This is a genomic window from Ruegeria sp. BH8, from assembly GCF_056538065.1.
Genome location: NZ_JBQFSP010000005.1, coordinates 58,188 through 80,179, shown reverse-complemented (window position 1 = coordinate 80,179; position 21,992 = coordinate 58,188). Strand labels below are relative to the sequence as shown.

The following is a 21,992-nucleotide window of genomic DNA, read 5'->3' as shown; positions in this document are numbered from 1 at the left end:
GAATTTGCGCTTGCAGCGAACGGCAGGTTCGGCGGGCCGCGTCACAGCACCAGTTGCCGACGGTTAATGGCCGGTTAGGGCCATTGGAACTTCCGGATGAATACAAGGTTGGAAAAAACGCACCGGTTTCAGTAGCAATCAGTGATCGTTAAAACCGAAAGGATTTGAGTTTTTGTAATGAAATCAATGTGCGGTTTCTACGAACGCGAAGCGAACGTACTTCCATCAAGACATAGACAAAGAACAAGAAAAAGAAATTGATAAAGAGCACTCCATCCGCTTGTGTTACGCAAATCACGGTCGCTGTGTTTGCTGCACGAAGGACGCTTAATCAGAAAGCGGCAACCAGATTGTTTTGCCGGTCCTTCTGTCTCGACCAGCTTCGCGTTCCTTTTGTCCGTCACGGATCCGGGTGCGGGGATTTTCAATCGGGTCTAGGCTGTTCAGATAGGGTGTCAGGCAATAGAAATCTTTCGGATGCTCACGCGATGGTTTCCAGGTGATCATCGCCCACATCCGCTTTAACATTTTAGCACCTGAACGTTTGTATTAGCTGGGTTTTTCACCTGAATAGCATTGCATGGATTGGGTTGTAGCGACCAGCGATTTCTCTGGGAATTGGGTATTCACCGAAAAACCTCATCTCCTTATTGTGACCTTTAGCTGTAATGTGCCAGCTGCCTACTTTTTTGCTGCAGCCAACGCTCCTTATGCCCGCAACCCGACCCCTTTGTTGTGCAACTCGATCACTGTAGCGACTCAAGTGATTAATCGGTGTGGGAGAAATTGTAGCGGTTAAAGTAAAGCTCTGATTTTGGATGCTCAATATAGCACCACCTACATTTTTTCAGAATGCTTAGGTTTCGGACGAAAGTGAGAATTAAAGGAAAGTCCTTTAGCTTGAGGTATCGAACCCCGTGAATCAGATTACTTTTCAGTCAGTTAAGGCCTGCCAATTCTGAGGTGGAAGTGTCGCAAGGCTTCGAGAAAACCAATTTCGTATACCACAGTTGGCACTCGCGCCGATTTTTCGGATAGCAAACAAGGAAGTTGAGAATGGTATTTTCAAAAGGTGGGCCAAGGGGTGGGCTGTAAATAGAATCAAAAACACAACGCATTGATAATTAGATGAATTTTTTGGGGATATGGTGCGGGTGGAGGGACTTGAACCCCCACGCCTTGCGGCGCCAGAACCTAAATCTGGTGCGTCTACCAATTTCGCCACACCCGCAACTCAGCGCCGCAGCGCTGGATTGAAGCGGTCAATAACAAAGCTTGCTTCCGAGCGCGAGGGGTAAAATACATGTATCGCCAAGTTTGTAGATCCTCTGATGAGATATGGGGCAACCACGCTATCTTATGAAAATGTATAGCCCCAAGAGGCTCGTCAGTGGAAAGTTGATGGGAACATCAGTGGCCGTGAAACCCGATATCCTGCGGGACAATGTCCACGCTATTTAGGAAGAGCTCTTCATTCGTGCCGAAGTTAAAAATTGACCCAGCTAGCCTGCGAAATATCGCTCTTACGTTGACCAAAGTCCTAGAAAAAGCCGACAGCTTGTTGTCAGATCACCAATGGCGAACATGGAAATCCTACTTCATTGCCCTTGCGCGTTCATAGTTGAATCCATGGGAGGAGGCGCGGGATTACTCGCCACGACACCCCAGAAAACGCATCTGCGACCCTTTCCAACTCAGAGAGCAACTTCAGGTTTCTGAAACAACAAGAATAACTTATCCGACTAAAGTGCCCTTCAGGGCCACACAGATTATTGAATAACCCGCACCGTCAGGTTCAGGCAATTGTGTTCCGCCGGTCTCCGCTCGGTTTCATACAGTAGGTGCGGAATGGCTCTTGCGTCATAGGCATTCCCGCGCAGGTTGAGGCATTCTCAAGAGAACTCCACCACAAAGCTGCCACATTTCAAACGCCAAAAAATCTTATTCACGTCAAAATAAGACCGCCTTGAAGGGTCTTGTTGTTTAGCAGGAGTTAATGAGTCTTTTTTGCCACTTTGGCGCCGGTACGAGTTTCCTGCTCAACTCCAGTACAAGGTTTACTGCTGTGACCGATCTGAATCCCTCCGCTACTGCCGAGCAAGAGGCTGTCTTCTTTGCTCGCGAAAGCTTTCTTGGCGAACTCAAGATCCTGAACCGGGACCACCCGAACACGGGCTTTGGGATATCGCTCCGAACCCATTCCGGAGACCACTACCTGCTGGCCAATGCGCGTATGCCATTGCCCGCGGTCAAATCCGAGGGTTTCCCGACCGGACGCCGCGTTGCGTGCCTTGAAAACGGCGATCGCTTCAGCTCGATCGAAGTGCTGGCTGACGCCAAGGCTTACGAAACCATCAGCCCGCGCGCCGAGGCTGACATTCTGGGCAACGCTTTGGACCTGATCGCACGTATCGACACGCTGACAGGAATTCCAACGGGCCGTCCTTCGCATGAACCCCGCATCGCAGCTACGGGAACCGGAGGTTAAGCATGGCGCGCAATGATCACCTGTTGTCTGTAGGCAACGAAGCTCTGGCGCCAATGACTTCGGCAATGTCATCACTGACGGCGCAGATTGATCAATTGACTGAGGTGGCTGATGCGCGCTCCTCGGCACGTCTGGCAACACTCAAGACCCGGATGGAAAACTTCACCGCCAGCATCACTATGGTCGGTCAGGTAAAAGCGGGCAAATCATCGATTGTAAACATTCTTGCGGGGCGCCCATCTTTGCTTCCGTCGGATGTGAACCCGTGGACGTCGGTCGTCACAACCCTGAATATCAACACGCGTCCACCGGGCGATACCAAGGCCAAGTTCACCTTCTTTGAGCAGGAAGAATGGGACAATCTGATGGTCGGGGGCGGCCGGTTGGGCGAACTGGCCAACCGAGCCGGTGCAGATGACGAGATGGAGGACATTCGCCGTCAGATCGGCGAGATGAAAGCAAAGTCGGAAGAGCGTCTTGGAAAGCACTTCGATCTGATACTTGGCCAAAGCCACCAATACGATCACTTCGATGAAGAACTGATCCAAAGATATGTCTGCCTGGGCGATGAGGACGACCCGGATATCAATCCAAAAACAGGCCGGTTCGCAGATGTGACCAAGTCGGCCGAGTTGTACATGGATATCCCTCAGTACCCGATTGCGCTGAAGCTTTGTGATACGCCGGGTGTCAACGATACCTTCATGGTGCGTGAACAGATTACCCTGCGCAGCCTGCGCGGGTCCGAAGTCTGTGTTGTGGTGCTTGCCGCAAGCCAAGCCCTGACCACCATGGACATGGCCTTGATGCGGATCATCGCCCAATTTGAGAACCGCCAGATTGTCCTGTTTGTGAACCGGATTGACGAGTTGTCAGACCCGGTCAATCAAGTCCCCGAAATCCGCGACCGGATTCTGGATACTCTGAAACAGAACAACATCGACGCAAAGACAAGTGTCGTGTTCGGCAGTGCCTTGTGGGCCGAGGCAGCGCTGACCGGGAACCCCGAAATTCTGAACGAGGAATCCCGCGAAGCACTCAATACATTTTACCTCGCTGCCGGGTTCGGTGATCAGGCCCCCTCGCTGGATAAAATCTGGGCATTGTCCGGTTTGCCTGACCTGCTGCTGGCGATAAACGAGCGTATTGCAGAAGGTGCCGGAACAAGGCTGATGGATCGGGTTCGCCATCGTGCCCGCAACATCGCCAGCCAGATTCGTGCCACCGCCGTGGCAAAGACTCTGTCAGAGGGTGAAGGCGTTGCGCGTGATCTTGACGGTGTTTCTCCGGAAGATGCAATTGCGAAAGTTTCTGCGGAATATGAAAAGAAAGCAGCCGAACTGACCAATGCATTACGCGACAAAGTATTGGAGCGCCTGAACTCAGCCGAGGCGAATTTTGTGAAGCGCGCCACGGATTCTCTGATCGCGCACCTTGAGAAGAATGGCGAGCAAGGCACGTGGCAATACGACCCTGCTGGATTGAGGACTTTGCAAAAAGCCGCTTATTTCAGTTTTGCCCGCGCAATGCGTAAGGATGCTGGCGCGCTCTACTCAACTGCGGCTGCGGATGTCGAAGCGCTGTATCACAAAATTCTTGGCAACCACCTGGGCGAATTCAGCATCGAAGCACCTATCGTGCCGCGCGTTCCACCACCATTGGGGATCGGCCGGACGATCGCTCTGGACTTGCAAAGTACCTGGTGGCGGCGCTGGTGGCAAAAGCGCAAAGGTTTTGAAGCATACGCTGCCGATTACACACGCCTGATCGCGTCCGAGGCGAATTCGATCACCAAGGATATCGAGGAAAACCAGATTGCGGCCGTGTTGGAAAACGTCCGCGCTATTCTGGCGGATTTCATGCGGGAACAGAAGGAAACGTTGCTGAGCATCTCATCATCAGCAGACAAAAACTCCAGCCAGACCTCGGCAGCGATGGCGGGCCTGCAACCTCAGAAATCGCGAGACGAGATTCTGGGTGACATCCTGAAAGACCTAAGCAACGAAGCGGCATAAGTAGAAAAATGGCAAAAGATTCACAAACACGCTTTGTTTCACCGAAAGCATGGGAACGTATCGAGCAGTGGTCCCGCCGCAAACCGGTTTTCGCTTTGATGGGTGAATTCAGCGCTGGCAAATCCACACTGATGAACTTTTTACTGCGAACGCAAACCTTGCCAACGCAGGTTACTGCAACCCAGTTACCACCGGTCTGGTTTAGCTGGGGCAGTGAAAAACCATATATCAAGCGGCATGACGGAAGCATTGAGCCAATCGAACTGGATCAGCTTGAGACTGTTGGCGTCAACGACGCGCAGTTCATTCGTATCTTCCTTGAGGCAGATATTCTGGAAGCCGTCGATCTGATCGACACCCCCGGCATCTCGGACCCCAAAATTTCGACAGATGTCTGGCAGCGCGCAGTCGGGCAGGCAAACGGCGTCATTTGGTGCACCCATGCGACGCAAGCCTGGCGCGAAACCGAACGTGCAACGTGGGTTTCGCTGCCGGACCGCTTGCAACACAACTCGCTGCTGTTGGTGACGCGGGCGGATGCACTAAACCTTAAAGACCGTCAAAAGGTTCTGCGACGCGTCAATCGCGAAGCCGGACATCTGTTCAACCGGTCCATTTTGTTTTCCGCCCGGGATGCGATCAATGCCCGTGACAAGACTGGCGACGCCGAAATGTGGTCGCGCAGCGGCGGCGGCAAGATGATCGACAGTTTTCTGGAAATCACAGAACAGATCATGGACAATCGCGCCGATCAGCTGGCGCGGTACCAGATCGACAAAAGCCAGTCCGGCGCATTCAAGGTTCAACCACTGCGCCCCGCCCGCAAACCAGACGACCGAGAGGCACTGGCGGACGGCATCGAAGCTACTCCTTTGCGGCTGGTCAATCCGCTGGAAAACGAACAGCAGCCAGAAGCCGACGATCATAATGTCGTAACAAGCTTCCCCATCCGGCCAGCCCGTGTAGAGCGACGCGTTGACGAAGGCGAACGGGTTCGGATCAACCCGGAAGACGCTGAACGGCTGCGGGCAGAAATGGTATCAGACACCGAGCAGATGTCTGAGGAAACCGACACCAGCGACGAGTTGCGTGCCTTCTTCAAGGACACCTCAAGCGATCCTCTTGAGTTGAAGAATGTCGCCGGTCTGGAAGAAGACGTGGACGAGTTCGACCTGTCCGGTGAATTCGGTGCTGCCGATAATGCTGACGACCTGCTGGGTGACGCTCCTGATGCTGAAACGGGCGACAAGTCCGTTGATGACGTGCTGACCTCGTTGAACACGACTCTGCGTGAAGCCGCGGCCGAAGCGGACGAAGTCGAAGTTTTCACGCCGGAAGTTGAATCGCGTGATGATCGGGGTATCGAAGTCTCGGTATCCTCCATTGCGGCTCTGATGGCCGCTCAGCCCGAGAACAACGCCGAGGATTACGAACCTGAGCCTGAGACAAACGGCTTGATAGAAGTCGTAGCCTCAGTCGAGGAAGACGCCCGCGATATCCGCCACGATGCGCACATCGATCTTCCAGAATCCGCAGCCGGGTCGCCGCTTAGCGCGTCGGATATGTGGCGGGAAATTACAATCAAGGAGGACCTGCCAAAGGACGCAGACGGGCTTCAGAACGTATTCAAGGCCTTTCTTGCCGAATTTGACCAGATCGCAGTTGAATATAGTGCGAAACATTCCAAACACGCCCTGCAAGCCATTCCAAAGTCAAAAGAAAACAGCAGTGCAGAGTGGCATGTTTTGTAAGGATGCCTTAATCAAGGCGCTGAGAAAAAGGACGATAAAGAGTTAAATGTCCATTCAGGATGCATTGAACACCGCGATTGAAACAATACCCGACTGCATCGCAGCCGGGTATATCGACATGGAGACCGGCATGCTTTTGGGCAGCAGTGTCTCTGATTCCGATTGCGCTGAAGCGCTGGACACTTTGGCAATCGCAGTGGCCAATCTGTTTCAGGGGCGGGGTGTCGCTGCATTTGAAGCGCTCTTGCACGAGGCCGGAAACACTGATGAGGAAAACGCCGGGTTCGGGGAAATCGCGGTGTTTTCAAAAGACCGATTGAACATCTTTTTGCGGACCCAGGAATATCCTGATCATGTGGTCTGCTATATCTGCCGCAACAGCGCGAATGTGGGACTGGCACTCACGAAATCGCATCTCAGCCTCAAGCCGGTTGCGGCCGCAGTCTGAACGGGACCAGAGGGGGTCACGGTATGATGGACACAGACATTCTCGACATGCTCGAAGATATCGGGCGGTCTTCGGTTGCCCGCCTGTCTCCGACGGTGATTGTCCCCGGTGAAACTGCTGCAGCCCGTCGGGCTGCTGTATTGCGTTTCATTCGCGGAACGATATTGCCCAGACGACTCGAGCTGACCGCGGCCAACGGAAGCTGCCTGAAAATCGAAGTAAACAGTTCCCGGATCACGGATGTGTTTCAGGTGCCGTCCGGGCAGATCCCAGATTTCGAAACGGAATCACGTACCGCGCTGGTCGGCAAACTGGCCCAACTGATTTCTGATATTTCAGCCGCCCCTGCCCCACTGGAACTGATGCCTGGAAAGCCAGCCTCGACGCTGGAGGCTGATGATGTTGGTATTACGCTGAGTGAGATCGAGAACGCCTGCGCCGGAATTGAGCTTTCCTCTGAGCCCATCGTGTCTGTTGTTCCGGACGTTGAAAAACCTTCAGACAACAGCCCTGCCCCGACAGCAGGGTCGGGCAATTCGTTGGCGCAACAGTTTTTTGACGGAGCTGCACGCTTTGCCACAGGTCGTGTTCTAGTGGACAGTATGGAAAACACTGCACTGGCTTGCGAAGGAACCTGCAACCCTTCCGAGGGGATGCACCCCAATCAAGAGATTTTGACACGTTTTGTTTCGGATCTTGCTGGTTGGAACAATGACACCCGGGGCGAATTCGAAGGCCCACATCTGATCGTCATGCGGCCATCGGGTGGTAAGGGTGCGGGCATGGCTGTTCTGAGCGACAACGAACAGATTGCTGTGGCCATTCATGATGCCCGCAAACTTGGTGCGGTAATCAATCTTTGGAAATCTTTGGAGGAGGCTGAGGAATGACCGCCCCCAAAGCATTCAAATTTTCGACTAATTCAATGCGTTGTTTTTTTGTAGTCAGGGTAAAGAGTAATGAGTGAAACACATCGCCGCGAGCTTATTCGCATCGCAGAAGACATGAACGGGACGAGCAATGACGAAACACGTCAGTTCATATCGCGCATCATTGGTGATCTGGGAAAACTGAAACCGTCAGTTGCCTTTGTCGGGCAGATCAAGGCAGGAAAGTCGCGCTTGATCAACGGCTTCACCGGTCAGGCAGAATACCTGCCGTCGGACGTGAACCCCTGGACAACCGTGATCACCGACATGCATTTCGGGCACCCGAACGGTCGAACCGAAGGGGCCGAATTCCATTTCTTCGACAACTACCAGTGGCAATCACTGATCGCCGAAGGCGAAGAGTTGCGCAACATGTTCCCGGATGACGAGGACAGCTACAAGCGCGAGATGATCGAAGAGCAGGTCGAAGCCATGAAGACCCGGGCGCGTCGGCGACTGGGGGACAGTTATGAACAGCTGTTGGGTCAACACCACGATCTGGATCAACTGACTTCCGATGATCTGGCGCGTTACGTGTGCGCCGGGGACGACCCCGCAGAAGACGGGACAGTTGACCCCGGCAGTGATCGGGGACTTTACAGCGACATCACGCGCAAGGCCGAGGTCTATTTCGACATCGGGCATTTCCCGTTCCCTCTGACCGTCACTGATACGCCCGGAGTAAATGACCCCCTGCTGATCCGTGAGGAGATTTCGCGTCAGTATCTCAAAGAATCCGATTTCTTTGTGGTGGTTCTGTCAGCGCATCAGGCGTTGTCGCGTGCGGACCTGAAACTGTTCAGGCTGATGCAGGCATTGGAACTTGGACAGATCGTTGTCTTCATCAACCGAGTCGATGAATTGGGCGGCGGGGCCGATGATGCGGCAAAGGTGCGTCTGGATGTTGTAGACGGGCTCGAAAAAGCGTTAGGCACGTCGAATATCGATGTACTGATGGGAAGCGCACAATGGGCGCATTATGCACTGACCGGCGATGAAACCGGTGTGAACCACGATCATATTCTGGCTTGGTTGCGGGCGCACCCGGAACAGATGCAACAGTACCTGAACGGCGTGGCCGAGATCAAACAAGGCCCGGGACCCATCAGCCGCGAGGCTGTACTACGGTTTGCCGCGATGATCGCGTCGGGCTTGCCCGACTTGCGCCGCCATGTCACTCAGGCGTTGGCGGACGGGCCGATAAACGAACAGCTGAGGATGGCGTGGCAGCATCTCGACAGCTTCGCGCGTGGCGATTTGGAGCGGTCACAGGTACATCTTCGTGCGCTGCAAGACGAAGGCAGCGCGGGGGCGCACAGCCCGGATGACAGCGACAAGACGCTTGGTGATCTGCGCAAATTGATTGCGGACAAATCGCAAGACATCGTCAAGGACATGGACGATGTTCTGTCAAACCTGCGTGGGGTCATGGATGACACAGTCTCTGAATCCGTCTTTGTTGTGGTGCGCGGACCTGAAGGACAATCCCCATTGCTTGCCAAAGGCGGCGCGACCGAATTGAATTTCACTCCTTTGCGCGAACAAATGCGCGAGTTGGTGCAGGGCGCGTCGCAAGTGGTGCGGCAACGCATGTTGAGCGAACTTTACGCGATCGACATGCAATGCAACGCCGCTTTGCGGGCACTGCCAGGGTGGCAGGAACCAGTCGACAATCGCATGAACACAAGTGCAGTGCGTTGGTTCCGTCCGGACACCACCGCCTTGACCCGTGGCATTACCGTTGAGCTGCGTGTAAACTGGTTGTCGCGTCTGATATCGCGCAACAGCGTTGTGGCGCGGGCCGAGCGCATGATCGTGCAGGAATTCGAACTGATTGGCGATGACCTGATCGACACAACGCGTGAAAATCTTCTGGAACGGTTGAAAACTGTTCTGGATCATTACTTGGCCCTGTTGGCAGGCCATCTTGAGCACCGTTCCGGAGCGGGTGAGTTGAATGCTCAGGCGGAAGCACAAGCTGCGTTCGAACGGGCGCGCCGTATTGCTGACGAGTTGGATAGTGTCTTTGGAACAAGCAACGTGGACGAACGACAAGCAGAGGCTGCGGAATGATTGAGTTTCCCGGAACCGAACAGGAAGTGCGCCAGCTGGAGCGTTTTCTGACATCGACAGAAAAACTGTCGTCGGACCCGAAATTGGAAGATATGCGCGCACGGGCTCTGGCCCACGCCGAACGCCTCTCCAACGCGGTCAACATCGGTTTCGCCGGAGAGTTCGGGGCGGGCAAGTCAAGCCTTGCAAACATGCTGGCAGGGGCGGATATTCTTCCAACCGGTCCGCAGCACCTGAAGCTGCCACTTGTCATCGTTGCCTACGCGGATACGCCAGAGACGACAGTCGGCTGGTGGAACAAGGAGCCAAAGACATATTCTGGTATAGCACTGGAAAAGGCCGCTGCGGATGAGCCTGACTTTATTTCGGTTGGATTGAACACACCTGCTCTCAAAGAGATATCACTGTTCGATCTTCCCGGCTCTGGCGCATTGGATGATACATACAAACAGACACTGGACCTGCTGAAATTCGTCGACTGTGCCATCTGGTGTACCAATGGCACAAGCGCATGGCGTGAAACAGAACGGCATTTGTGGGCGCAGGTGCCGCCCGAGCTAAGAGCCAACAGCCTGCTGGCAGTTACACATGCTGATTTGCCCCCGGTGCAGGCCGCTCTGGATCGGGTACTGGCTCGATTGAACAAAGAAAAAGAAGGACTGTTTCGCGCTGTGGTCCCAATTGGCACGCCCGTCGCGGTGCGCGCCATGGCACAAGAGCCGGAACCAGATTTTGATCTTTGGGAAAACTGTGGCGGCCAGGAACTCGCGGAAAAGGTCCTTGATGCGGCGTCTGACCGGCGGCGCAGTGACCTTGACGCTGCCCGGAAGGATCTGAAGCACGAGTTTCTGCCATTCCTGGAAACATTGAATGGGCCAGAGCCGGAACCTTCCGTCAACGATGCTGCGTCAATGCAGTCAACGCTGGGGTCTGCCCTTCCGCCACTGAACAACCCAATTCTTGAAGACTGGTTGGCTGCCATTGCCAGCATTTATGAAGATCTGCGTGACACCGCCGCCATTGAACCCGCAGCGTTTTTGCAAAGCTGCCAGGAAATCGTCGAAGATTTCGCGGAACGGCTGGACCAAGGTGGCGAGATCGATCCGGATGCTGACTGGATTCCGGCCGAGTTCGAAAAAGCGACTGACTTGTTGTTGTTGCTTCAGTTTGAAAGCGGAGATGCGCCTTTGAAAGACGCAATCAGCATACTTGTACAGCTTGGTGACAACCTTGCCTGGGCTGGCAGTACCGTTGCCGCAGCACAATCCAAAACCGGTACCTAGCACATTCCATCAGGATTGAAGCGCTGTTCAGCGATTCGAAGGGCCGAAGAATCGGCACTTTATTGTTTCGAATTCGTAGACCAAGAGACCGATTTGGGGTCGTCAGTTTTCATTTATTCCACCCCGTTAATCAATATATTGTGCTATTGCTTCGAACTAACGCCATATATGCCATAATCAAAAAAACGATCCTTAGTGAAGCCATCAGGCGGCCCCATTAAAGTCAAATTTGAAACGTCTAACCGTTCTCAAGTGTCCTGCGGTTGTTTTTGGTTGTGAGTTCGTGGGCTGCCGGCCCTGTTTAATTAAGCCGCAAAATGAGTAGAACGGGCGGATTAAAATGAGCCACAACCAGGCTGTCGGTGCAACGCACGACGAACCAAAAATTGAAGGACTGCAACCGGGCGCAAAGCTGTTGCGCGGGCAGTATGAGATCCTCCGATATCTCAGCAACGGCGGATTTGGGATCACCTATTTAGCACGCGACAGCCTGGAGCGTGATGTCGTGATCAAGGAATGTTTCCCCGGTGCGTTGTGCCGTCGCAACGGGGACTTGGTTGAGCCGAACGACCCGTCCTACAAGGATGATTTGCGCGCCATTATCGACCTGTTTATTCAGGAAGCCCGCAATCATGCGCGTCTGGTGCATCCGAACATCGTCGACGTTCATCAGGTGTTCGAAGACAACGACACAGCTTATATCGCTATGGATCTGATCCGTGGTTGCGACCTGCTGGACTATGTTGAGAATCCGGAAAACGACGGTGGTCCTGACTTTATCGTGCAAGTCACGGAAAAGATGCTGTCCGCGGTGTCGTTCATCCACCAAAGCGGGATGCTGCACCGTGACATTTCACCCGATAACATCCTGATTGACGAAAACGGAAACCCGGTCCTGATCGACTTCGGTGCCGCGCGTGAGCAAGCCGCAAACAAGTCGGCCGCATTGTTGACCCTGCGCGTTATAAAAGACGGATATTCGCCGCACGAGTTTTACGTCCGTGGTGCCGAACAAGGGCCCAGCAGTGACCTCTATGTCTTGGCCGCGACTCTGTATCACGCAATCAGTGGCGAACGCCCGGTAGACGGCCAGAGCCGCCTGAATGCCTTCAACAACGGGCAGGACGACCCTTATACCCCATTGGCAGGCCGCTTTGACGGATACCCCGATGGATTCCTCGAAGCAATCGACAAGGCAATGGAAGTACACGCAACGGACCGGTTGCAGACAGCCCTGGATTGGCTGCGCATGTTCCGCGGCCCTGGCGTGATGTTTGATACCTTCGCCTATCGCCCGGTTTCCGTGATTGTCGGCATGGATCGCAAGGACAAGGAAGAAGAAAAGGCGCGGATCAAGGCCGAAAGTGAAAATGCCGAAGCGGTTGTGACGGCTCTGCTCGCCGGGAACTCGGACATTGTTCGCGAAACCGAAAAAAAGAATGAACCCGAGATGGCAAAGATTTCTGCAAAAGCGGAAACACCGGTCGCAGTTGATACCGTGGTTCAGAGCGGATCCGGTGGCAGCGGCAAGATGATCGCTGGTGCAGCAGTGCTTGTGGCAGCGTTGGCTGCAGGCGGTTTCTTCGTGATGTCCGGCGACAAAGGTGAAGAACAAGCTGAGGTTACGACGACGCTGCCTGAAGCAACCACACAAACTGCCGAAGCAGACCCGCCCGCGGTGGAAGAACCCGTGGCCGAAACACCTGAACCCGACGTCACGGTCGCTTCAGAGCAACAACCTGAACCAGAAGAGCCTGTCGAGCAGGCGCAAGTTGAACCTGCGGAACCAACCGCTACAGAAACAGCGTCCGAAGCTACCGAGACTGCCGGTGCCCAGGAACAACCTGCAGAACAAGAGGTTGCGGCTGTTGTGGACGAACCCAAAACCGATGCCGCTTCCGGCACTCCGGTCGAACAACAGGTATCTTTCCACCATTGGGATGTTGAAATCCCCTTCCAGACGTCCCGCCGCCGGACCGCAACAGGTGCAACAATTGCGGTAACCGGTGTGGACGCCAATCAGGACATGAGCGTTATCGGCGAATGGGTGGAACCCGGAGTTGTGATCTTTACTCTGAACGGCAACCCGGTTCGTCAGGACGTCTCTTTCGCGGCGCAAGTCCTGGACAAGCTAAGCGTCGACCCAGACGGCTTTACACGGGTTGCAGCCCGCTACCGGCCGCTTGGAAAGACCCGCGCGCAGAATGGCCTGCTGGCACTGCCTGTGCTGCGCTCGGTCGGATTGGAGAACGGTTACTCGTTCACAGTCAGCAGCTCGGGAGGTGAAGGGTGGCAAACAAAAGTAAGCTCGGTTCCAGCCGAGGCGACAGGCAGCTTGCAAAAAGGCGATGTTCTGTTGAGCGAAAGCCAGACCAACATGACATTGAATACGTCCGAAAGCCTTGATGGCATGCTGGCTGCGCTGGTTTCCGACAGTCAGCCAGAGGCAAAGCTGACCGTATTGCGCAACGGTGCTGAGGTAGCTGCGACCATGCAGTTAGCGCAGGAGTGATCTGACCGGTTCAATTTTGATCTGCCAGTGTGTGTTTACTGAGGGTGGCTTTAAGTTTGCCGCCCGGCGGGAACCGGCCCGCCGCAGAGAGTACCAGTTTCCATGTTTTCAATTGAGTGTCTCTGCGTTGTTCCACGCAGGGTTAGGTAGCAGCCCCATGGCACAAAAGGTCCGTGCCAACAATTCGAAGGTGTCGACACCATGTTCAAATACAAAAGCCCTCTGAGCCGGCTTCTCGAAGGTGCCGGCAAATCCAAAGAAGATGATGTTGCTGAAAACGCTCATGCAACTGACAGCGCGGCACCTGAAACCGAAAAGCAGGAGCCTATCGCAGACTTCAACGCGCTGCGTGCCGCACTGGCCGGTGGAAACATGACGTCTGAATCCTATGAGGAAACAGACGAGCTTATCCCTGAAGAGAAAATGCCGGAATTCGACGAAGTTGCGGCGGAGAACACGGAAGAGCCGGTTGAAGTGTCCATCTTCGTTGAAGATGCAACTGACGAGGACGACCAAGATACCAAGAACTTGATGGCCGACCCCGACGATGACGAGGATATCTCGGACGATCAAATCATCACTTTGCATGTAGCAGACGAGCTTGCCGAAACACCGGATGAAGTTGCGCCGCCTCTGGATGTAGCTGAAATGAGCGCGCCGGAAACGGTGGAAGCTGAGGTTGCAGCCCCGTCCGTGCAAGAACCGGCAGTGGTGGAAGAGGGTGCCGTACAGGCTCAACCCACGCCTGCCGCCCCAGCCGAGGACCGTCGCTCGCGGGTCAAAACAACGTTCCTTGGGTTTGAGCGTGCGGACACGCATGTTCAGGAATTGATCGAAACATCAGAACCCGTCTCAAAAACCGAAGCTGCTCAGGAAACATTCCCGGTTGGCTGGCTGGTGGTGACGGCAGGTCCCGGGCGGGGCGCCAGCATCACCCTGACCGAAGGCCTGATGCAAATCGGTCGAAACGATGACCAGGCGATCCAACTGGATTTCGGCGACACAGGCATTTCACGTTCGAACCACGCTGTTATTGCTTATGACCCGGAAGATCGGAAATGCTATCTAGGGCATGGCGGAAAGGCCAACCTTGTTCGCCTGAATGGTAAACCCGTTCTGAGCACAATCGCACTCTCCAGCGGTGATCTGATCCGCATCAGTGAAACATCAATCCGATTTATGGCCTTCTGCGATGAAGGTTTTGATTGGCGGGATTCCTGATAGATGCTGGCTACTCCGGCATATGATGTTGCGCTGATCCTGAACCAGGGTCAGCGGGAAACGCAGGAAGACGCGATTGCTGCGCGCATGTTCGACGCATCGGACGCGGGCTATATTGCGATCGCTGACGGTATGGGTGGCCACGAGGCGGGCGAAGTGGCTTCGGAAATGGTGATTGCCGCTTGGCGGAACGCGCTGGATACCGAGCTAGAAGCCGATACCTTGAATGAAGGCGCCGCAATTGACGCGCTGCCATTGGCTGCCATGCAAGCCAATGCAGCAATATCAGACCATAACGAGGCACAAGGCCAGGGTTTCAACATGGGCTCCACCTTGTTGGGTGTCCTCTTTCTGGGTCAGCGTGTGTTCAGGATTTCGATCGGAGACAGCCCCCTTTACCTGTTCCGCGAAGGCAAGTTGACACAGGTGAACGAAGACCACTCGATGGCCCCCGTGATCGACGCAAAACTGGCCGCTGGTGAGCTTTCGGAAGCTGAAGCACGGGGATTGGACAGGAACCAACTGACGTCGGTGATCATGGGGGGTGCTATTCCAAAAGTGGATTGCCCTGAAGACCCGCTGATCGTGTCTCCGGCTGATATTCTGATCCTTGGCAGCGACGGGCTTCAATATCTTAGCGACGCTGAGATTCAGGATGTTCTGCGCCTGCATCAGCAGGAGCTAGCACAGGAAATCGCCGAAGCCTTGCAACTGGCAGTGCAGGCCAAGGGCGACCCCGATCAGGACAATCTGTCGATCGCAGTCGCAAAACTTACGAGAAAATAACCAGGCAAAGCAACAGGACCCATGAGAAAACACCTATTCATATCAAGCCTTGCCCTTGCCGCCGCCACAGGCGCGGCGTCAGCGCAAGAGGCATGTTCAAACTACGAGATTCAGCGTGGCGATAGTCTGCGGGAATTGGCAATCCGAGTTTACGCAACCGAAGATTATCGGCCAATCTACGATGCGAACAGGGATGTTATCGGCACAAATCCCAATATCATTCGTGTCGGCGATGTTTTGAAATTGCCTTGCCTGGAAGATGTCGGGCGCGCGCCCGAGTTGCCCGACACCGAAGCAGGACGCCTCGCGGCTGAAATGGCCTCAGAACTGGTAAAAGCGGCAGAAGAACGCGCGGAGAAAGCCGTGGCCGAAGCGGAAGCCCGTGTCGCGGCGGCAGAGGCTGAGGCAAAGAAGGCAAGTGAAGATGCAGTCGTCGCTGCACGGGCCGCTGCCAAAGAAGAGATTGAGGCAGCCCGCTCGGAAGCCGCCGCACTGATCAGAAATGCTAACGCTGAAACGCGCCCGGAAATTCGTGATCGTCAGTTGCTGTTGATTACCGGTGGGAACTACGCTCCGTTTACGGACGAAGCATTGCCCAACCGGGGGCTTTACACGCATCTGGTTGAGACAGCGATGCTGCGTGCCGCGCCGGAACAAGCGTATAAAATTCAGTTCGTGAACGATTGGTCGTCGCACCTGGATCTCTTGATGCCAACACTTGCATTTGACGGCACCTTCCCCTGGTCACGCCCAAATTGCGAAGATGCAGCAGCGTTGTCGGAAAGTGACCGCAATCGTTGTGAGACCTACGATTTCTCAAACCCGTTCTATGAAGTCGTGGATACATTCTTTGCGCGCGATGGATCGGGGTACGAGCAGACGCTGACCTATGCCGACTTTGCCGGGACAACAATTTGCCGCCCGGAAGGCTGGTCGCTTTCACATATGGACGCGGTAAGTCTTTACGAACCCGTCATCAAGCTGATGCGGCCAACATCGCCTGATGATTGCTTTCATGCTGTGATGGACGGAACTGCCGATATCGTGGCAATCGAAGCGCATCTGGCAGAGGAAGCCATCGCTCGGCTTGGCTATAAACACCGGATTATCGAAAACCCCAACCTGGCGGCGATCAAGTCGCTTAATGTCATGACCCATAAAGATAATCCTGATGGGGAAGCGATCTTAGAGACGCTGAATCAGGGTCTGGCAATCATGCAGCAGTCAGGCGAATGGCGCGATATCGTGTCGACCGCCCTGCGTCACCAAATGGAAAATGGATAAGGCCCCGTCTGGCCTGACAAACAAAAGTCTGGAGGAAGTGGAAATGTTTAACGAGAAAATTAAGAAACTGGCGCTGTCGGCAACTGCCATCACAGCTCTGAGTGCGGGAGCCGCCGCTGCACAGGAAGCGTGCACGAACTACACCGTGCAAGATGGTGACACATTGGCAACCATCGCCATCGCCGCCTATGGCACCTCGAACTACCAGCCGATCTTCAACGCGAACAGGAACGCGATCACAAACCCGGGGGCTCTTAATCCTGGGCTGGTGCTGGCCCTGCCCTGTGAAGACGGTAGCTTGCCGAACGGCCAAAGCGCGCAGGAAATCATCGCTGCTGAAGAACAGCGCGCCGCCAGCGTAAAGCGGTCGAATGTCTATGCGCCGCCGATCAAAATGGTGGCTGGTAACGGTTGGGAACCGTTCACAACCGAAACACTGAATGGCGGGGGCATCATGACTCGTCTGGCAACGACCAGCCTTCAGCGGGCAGGAAACAGCCGTGAGTATTCAGTCAGCTTTGTCGACGACTGGAGTTCGCATCTGGATACACTGTTGCCGCTTGGTGCCTTTGATATTTCAATTGCATGGACCGTTCCTGATTGTACCAACCGTACATACGAATGGTCCCCTGAAACCGAAGCTCGCTGCACTCAATTCGTAGCTTCGGTCCCGGTTTATGATATCGTCGGCGGCTTCTTCACACTGCCGGAAAGCGAATACGCAAGCGCGACCAGTTTCAAGGACCTGGAAGGCTCGACCATTTGCCGTATGGCAGGCTGGAGTATGGTTGTTCTGGAAGAACAGGGACTGAACCGCGAGAACACGACTGTGGTTCAGCCCAGCTCGGCCCGTGATTGTCTTGACGCTGTATTGACCGGAACCGCAGATGTTGCGGCATTCGAAGTTGATCTGTTCGCATCGACAATGAAAGACATGGGTTTGACTTCGGCTGACATCGTTGAGAACCCCTATGTGTCCACACTGTCGTCGATGAGCTTCCTTGCGCACCGCACCAACCCGTTCGCGCGCGAATACATCGCTATGATGAACAAGGGTCTGATCGAAATGCGTCAATCCGGTGAATGGTACGCGATCATCTCGGATACGCTGCGTGAGCAAAACGCAAAGTTGAACGCAGCTTCGAACTGATCCCTCGGTTCAGCTGAAACTTTGGGGCCGGTTCTTGAACCGGCCCCCTTTTGCTGAATTATCGGCGCGATTCAATCGGATGCCAAAATTCGGCCATTTATCTGCTTCAGAAATACCTCATACGCGCAGCATCTTGGGAACAAAGTGCAATCATCCCTCAAGTGACACGTCCGAGCGAGCAAGAGTGACATATGATACAGTGTGCCTTGAATATCCAAAGTGGATCTCTGACACGGGCGTCGTGGCCGGGTTTGGAAATTGCTGTTATCTTGCCCTGTTACAATGAAGCCGTTGCCATTGGTGAAACAGTCAAGCAGTTCCGCGCCGCCCTGCCGGAGGCGGTAATTTACGTATTCGACAACAATTCCACGGACGGCTCGGCGAGAGTGGCGCAAGAAGCTGGCGCGCTGGTATACTCTGAAACATATCAGGGCAAAGGTAACGTTGTCCGCAGGATGTTTGCTGACGTGGATGCGGATGTCTACGTCATGGCAGACGGGGATGCGACCTACGACAGTATGGCAGCACCTGAAATGATCAATCTGCTGGTCTCGCAAAACCTTGATATGGTCAATGGCGCACGGGTGAACGACGACATTCAAGCCTATCGACGGGGTCATAAGTTTGGAAACGCCTTGTTCAGCGGGCTGGTGAAATTCTTCTTTAACAGCAAAATCAACGACCTGCTGTCCGGTTATCGTGTTTTCAGCAGACGCTTTGTCAAAAGCTTTCCGGCGGTTTCCAACGGGTTCGAGATTGAAACTGAACTTACAGTGCACGCGATGCAGATGCGCATGCCGATTGGAGAAGTTGAGACAAAATACGTCTCACGGCTTCCGGATTCGAACTCAAAACTGGCCACCTATTCAGATGGGTGGCGAATTCTCAAGATGATTGGCCTTTTGATCAAAGACGAAAAGCCAATCGCGTTCTTCCTGTCTTTGGCATTGTTGATATTCTTACCTTCGCTGTCCGTATTCGTATCGGTTTTCCGCGAGTTTTTGGAAACTGGCTTGGTTGACCGAATTCCGTCCTTGGTTGTCGCGGTATCCGGTTTTGTCGGAACCATGCTGTCAATCGTGTGCGCGCTGATCCTGGAATCTCTGGCACTTGCCCGGCGTGAGGCGCGTCGCCTGTCTTATCTGCGACACAAAGGTGTTGCAGCGTACGGAACGAAAAGAACACAGACGCCGATTGCCAACCCAGAACCCCGGCGCGTTGGCTAAGACCCAATCTCCAGTATAATTGTGAGCACTCGATATAGTGTTCGTGTTCAACCATGGTTGAACTGCTTGGCTGCCCAGCAAATTCTGAGAACCAAAATGAAATGACCAGCACCCCAAATGCTGGTCATTCTCTGAGTGAGTGATAAGGCCCTGAGGCATCACCAGTGAAATTCTGTGTTATCCAAGGTTTAAAACAGTCAGAGCTGCCGTGCTATTAGGGGAATCCCGTAAGTACAAACAAATTCATTATAAAGCATTGTAAATGAATAATACTTTTCTCGACCCACTTTCCGTGACAGTGTCGACGATACAAAAAAGGGACCGCACAACTGTGCCGGTCCCTTTCCGTGTTTTGAACAGGCAAAGGATCACCTGTTTTGCCGTTAGCGATTAGCCGATGATTGCGTTCAACGTTGTGCTGGGCCGCATAACCGCTGCCGTTTTGGCCGGATCGGTGTGATAGTAACCGCCCAAATCCGCAGCTTGACATTGCGCTGCGGCCAACTCCGACAGGATTTGCCCTTCGTTGACGGCCAGATCCTTGGCCAGCGATGCAAACTCGGCAGCCAGTTCCGTATCTTCGGACTGGGCGGCCAAAGCCTCAGCCCAGTAGCGTGCAAACCAATAGTGGCTGTCGCGATTGTCCGGCTGACCAACTTTGCGGCTGGGTGAGCGGTTGTTGTCCAGAATACCCTGCGTCGCTGCTTCGGCCGCCGCACCCAGAATGCCCGCTTTCTCGTTGCCTTTGCTGTCAGCAAGGAAGTTCAGCGATTCACCCAACGCACAGAACTCACCCATCGAGTCCCAGCGCAGGTGATTTTCTTCGACCAACTGCTGCACATGTTTGGGCGCCGAACCACCGGCTCCAGTTTCGAACAAACCGCCACCGTTCATCAATTTGACGATGGAGAGCATTTTGGCCGAGGTACCCAATTCCAGGATAGGGAACAGGTCAGTCAAATAATCCCGCAGCACGTTGCCTGTAATGGCAATCGAGTCGTTACCAGCGGTGATCGTCTCCAACGACTGACGGGTCGCTTCACGCGGGGCCATGATCAGGAACTTGTCGGCCACGCCAGCAGCCTCAAGCGCCGGTTTGACATATTTGATAAGCTCCGCGTCATGGGCCCGGTTTGCGTCCAACCAGAAAATCGCTTCGGACCCGGTCAGACGCTGACGGTCCATAGCCAACTGAATCCAGTTCTCGATAGGCGCCTTTTTGACGGTGCAGGCGCGCCAGATATCGCCGGCCTCGACACTGTGGCTGTGCAACGTTTCACCATTGGCCAGAACGATGCGGATTGTACCATCGGCCGGTGCCTCGAAAGTTGTCGGGTGCGAACCGTATTCCTCGGCTTTCTGAGCCATCAGGCCCACGTTCGCCACGGCTCCGGCAGTGGACGGGTTCAACGCGCCATTGGCTTTGAAGAACTTGATCGCCTCATCATAGACGGTCGCGTAGCACCGATCTGGGATCACACAGTTGGTGTCACCTTTGGCTCCCGTCTCGTCCCAGCCTTTGCCCCCAGCACGGATCACTGCAGGCATTGAGGCATCAATGATCACATCCGATGGGACATGCAGGTTCGTGATTCCGCGGTCCGAATCCACCATATACATGGACGGCCGGTCCGCCTTGAGCGCGTTGATGGCAGCCATGATGTCGGCGTGGCCCTGTGCACGCTCCAGCAATGCACCCAGGCCTGAATTTGGGTTCACACCCAACGCATCCAGTTCCGCGCCGAATTTTTTAAACACGGGGGCCAGCCACGCTTTGACGGCATAGCCAAAGATGATCGGGTCTGAAACCTTCATCATCGTGGCTTTCATATGCAGCGAGAACATGGTCCCGTCTTTTTTGGTATCCTCAATGGCATCTGCAAGGAACGCAGACAGTGCCTTGACCGACATGAAAGTCGCGTCGGCTATGGTTCCTTCTTCCAGCGACCAGCCGTCTTTCAGAACGGTGACGTCACCATCTTTACCTACAAACTCAATTTTTGCATCGCCTGCTTGTGCTGCGGTGATGGTGGCCGAAATCTCGTTTGCATAGAAATCATTGGCCGGCATGGACGAAACTTTGGTCTTGCTGTCCGACGCCCATTCGCCCATCGAATGCGGGTTGTTCTGAGCATAGTTTTTCACCGCACGCGCCGCACGGCGGTCGCTGTTCCCTTCGCGCAGAACCGGGTTAACAGCAGAACCTTTGATCGCGTCATAACGGGCGCGGATCGCCTTTTCCTCATCCGTTGCAGGTTCTGCAGGGTAGGTCGGAATGTCGTAACCCTGCGATTGCAGTTCTTCTACGGCCGCAACCAACTGTGGAACCGAGGCAGAGATATTCGGCAGCTTGATGACATTGGCATCAGGTGTCTTCACCAGATCGCCCAAATCAGCCAGATCGTCGCTTACACGCTGATCGTCGGTAAGGTTCTCGGGGAATGCTGCCAGAATACGTCCCGCCAGAGAAATATCTTTGGTACCAACGCGGACGCCCGCAGCAGATGCGAACTTGCGGATGATGGGCAGGAACGAAGCACTGGCCAGCTCTGGCGCTTCGTCTACAATGGTATACAATATGTCGAAGTTCGATTTATCTGCCATATTCTTTTACCTTTTTTAAGCCTTTCGGGGCGTGCGATCCAAGAGTTGCAACCACAATTGCGTGGCGTGAGAGGGGCTAAACCACGATACAGCCCCTGGGTGACTCTGTTTTGACAGGGCTTCCCTTAAATCACGTTTGACTTGGAATCAATCGCATCTGCCCGCGCGTTTTGCCACGGGTCAGATAAAGTGTCGTGTAACTCTTGGGACGGGTAAGACTGT

Annotated in this window: 14 protein-coding genes and 1 tRNA gene; 13 read left to right on the top strand and 2 right to left on the bottom strand. The window is 54.3% G+C overall.

Annotated features, from left to right (window positions below; all coding sequences use genetic code 11):
• Nucleotides 1-1,146: 1,146 nt before the first annotated feature.
• Nucleotides 1,147-1,231 (bottom strand) — tRNA-Leu (locus ACR0AD_RS11415).
• Between the two features lie 834 nt (nt 1,232-2,065).
• On the opposite strand from ACR0AD_RS11415, the gene ACR0AD_RS11410 reads away from it, so the two are divergent.
• The 13 genes from ACR0AD_RS11410 to ACR0AD_RS11350 all read left to right on the top strand — a co-directional run bounded on the left by ACR0AD_RS11410 (nt 2,066) and on the right by ACR0AD_RS11350 (nt 19,166).
• A complete protein-coding gene (locus tag ACR0AD_RS11410; protein WP_209507691.1) occupies nt 2,066-2,488 on the top strand; it encodes a hypothetical protein in 423 nt (140 codons plus the stop codon).
• A gap of 2 nt (nt 2,489-2,490) precedes the next feature.
• Nucleotides 2,491-4,503 (top strand): dynamin family protein, encoded by a 2,013-nt coding sequence (locus ACR0AD_RS11405; protein WP_480487410.1) that lies wholly within the window; start codon nt 2,491-2,493, stop codon nt 4,501-4,503.
• Between the two features lie 8 nt (nt 4,504-4,511).
• Entirely contained in the window at nt 4,512-6,254 is a 1,743-nt protein-coding gene (locus ACR0AD_RS11400; protein ID WP_480487409.1) for a dynamin family protein, read from the top strand.
• Nucleotides 6,255-6,300: 46 nt separating this feature from the next.
• Nucleotides 6,301-6,702: a hypothetical protein gene (locus tag ACR0AD_RS11395; protein ID WP_480483676.1), complete on the top strand. Its 402-nt coding sequence runs from the start codon at nt 6,301-6,303 to the stop codon at nt 6,700-6,702.
• A gap of 23 nt (nt 6,703-6,725) precedes the next feature.
• A complete protein-coding gene (locus ACR0AD_RS11390; protein WP_480483675.1) occupies nt 6,726-7,592 on the top strand; it encodes a hypothetical protein in 867 nt (288 codons plus the stop codon).
• A gap of 69 nt (nt 7,593-7,661) precedes the next feature.
• Nucleotides 7,662-9,704 (top strand): dynamin family protein, encoded by a 2,043-nt coding sequence (locus tag ACR0AD_RS11385; RefSeq protein ID WP_480483674.1) that lies wholly within the window; start codon nt 7,662-7,664, stop codon nt 9,702-9,704.
• Complete coding sequence (locus tag ACR0AD_RS11380; RefSeq protein ID WP_480483673.1) at nt 9,701-10,987, top strand: dynamin family protein; 1,287 nt, start codon at nt 9,701-9,703, stop codon at nt 10,985-10,987. The genes ACR0AD_RS11385 and ACR0AD_RS11380 overlap by 4 nt, the downstream gene beginning before the upstream one ends.
• Before the next feature lie 340 nt (nt 10,988-11,327).
• Nucleotides 11,328-13,499: a serine/threonine-protein kinase gene (locus ACR0AD_RS11375; protein ID WP_480487408.1), complete on the top strand. Its 2,172-nt coding sequence runs from the start codon at nt 11,328-11,330 to the stop codon at nt 13,497-13,499.
• A gap of 201 nt (nt 13,500-13,700) precedes the next feature.
• Complete coding sequence (locus tag ACR0AD_RS11370) at nt 13,701-14,720, top strand: FHA domain-containing protein (protein ID WP_480487406.1); 1,020 nt, start codon at nt 13,701-13,703, stop codon at nt 14,718-14,720.
• Between the two features lie 3 nt (nt 14,721-14,723).
• Nucleotides 14,724-15,506 carry a PP2C family protein-serine/threonine phosphatase gene (locus ACR0AD_RS11365; RefSeq protein ID WP_267366226.1) on the top strand — a complete coding sequence of 261 codons (783 nt, stop codon included), beginning with the start codon at nt 14,724-14,726 and terminating at the stop codon, nt 15,504-15,506.
• Nucleotides 15,507-15,527: 21 nt separating this feature from the next.
• Nucleotides 15,528-16,790: a type 2 periplasmic-binding domain-containing protein gene (locus ACR0AD_RS11360; protein WP_480483670.1), complete on the top strand. Its 1,263-nt coding sequence runs from the start codon at nt 15,528-15,530 to the stop codon at nt 16,788-16,790.
• Between the two features lie 43 nt (nt 16,791-16,833).
• Nucleotides 16,834-17,940 carry a transporter substrate-binding domain-containing protein gene (locus ACR0AD_RS11355; protein WP_267366224.1) on the top strand — a complete coding sequence of 369 codons (1,107 nt, stop codon included), beginning with the start codon at nt 16,834-16,836 and terminating at the stop codon, nt 17,938-17,940.
• Nucleotides 17,941-18,131: 191 nt separating this feature from the next.
• On the top strand, nt 18,132-19,166 hold the full coding sequence (locus tag ACR0AD_RS11350) for a glycosyltransferase family 2 protein (RefSeq protein WP_480487404.1): 1,035 nt from the start codon (nt 18,132-18,134) through the stop codon (nt 19,164-19,166).
• A 390-nt stretch (nt 19,167-19,556) separates the two neighbouring features.
• On the opposite strand, the gene ACR0AD_RS11345 is transcribed toward ACR0AD_RS11350, so the two are convergent.
• Nucleotides 19,557-21,770 (bottom strand): NADP-dependent isocitrate dehydrogenase, encoded by a 2,214-nt coding sequence (locus ACR0AD_RS11345; RefSeq protein WP_480487402.1) that lies wholly within the window; start codon nt 21,768-21,770, stop codon nt 19,557-19,559.
• Nucleotides 21,771-21,992: the final 222 nt, after the last annotated feature.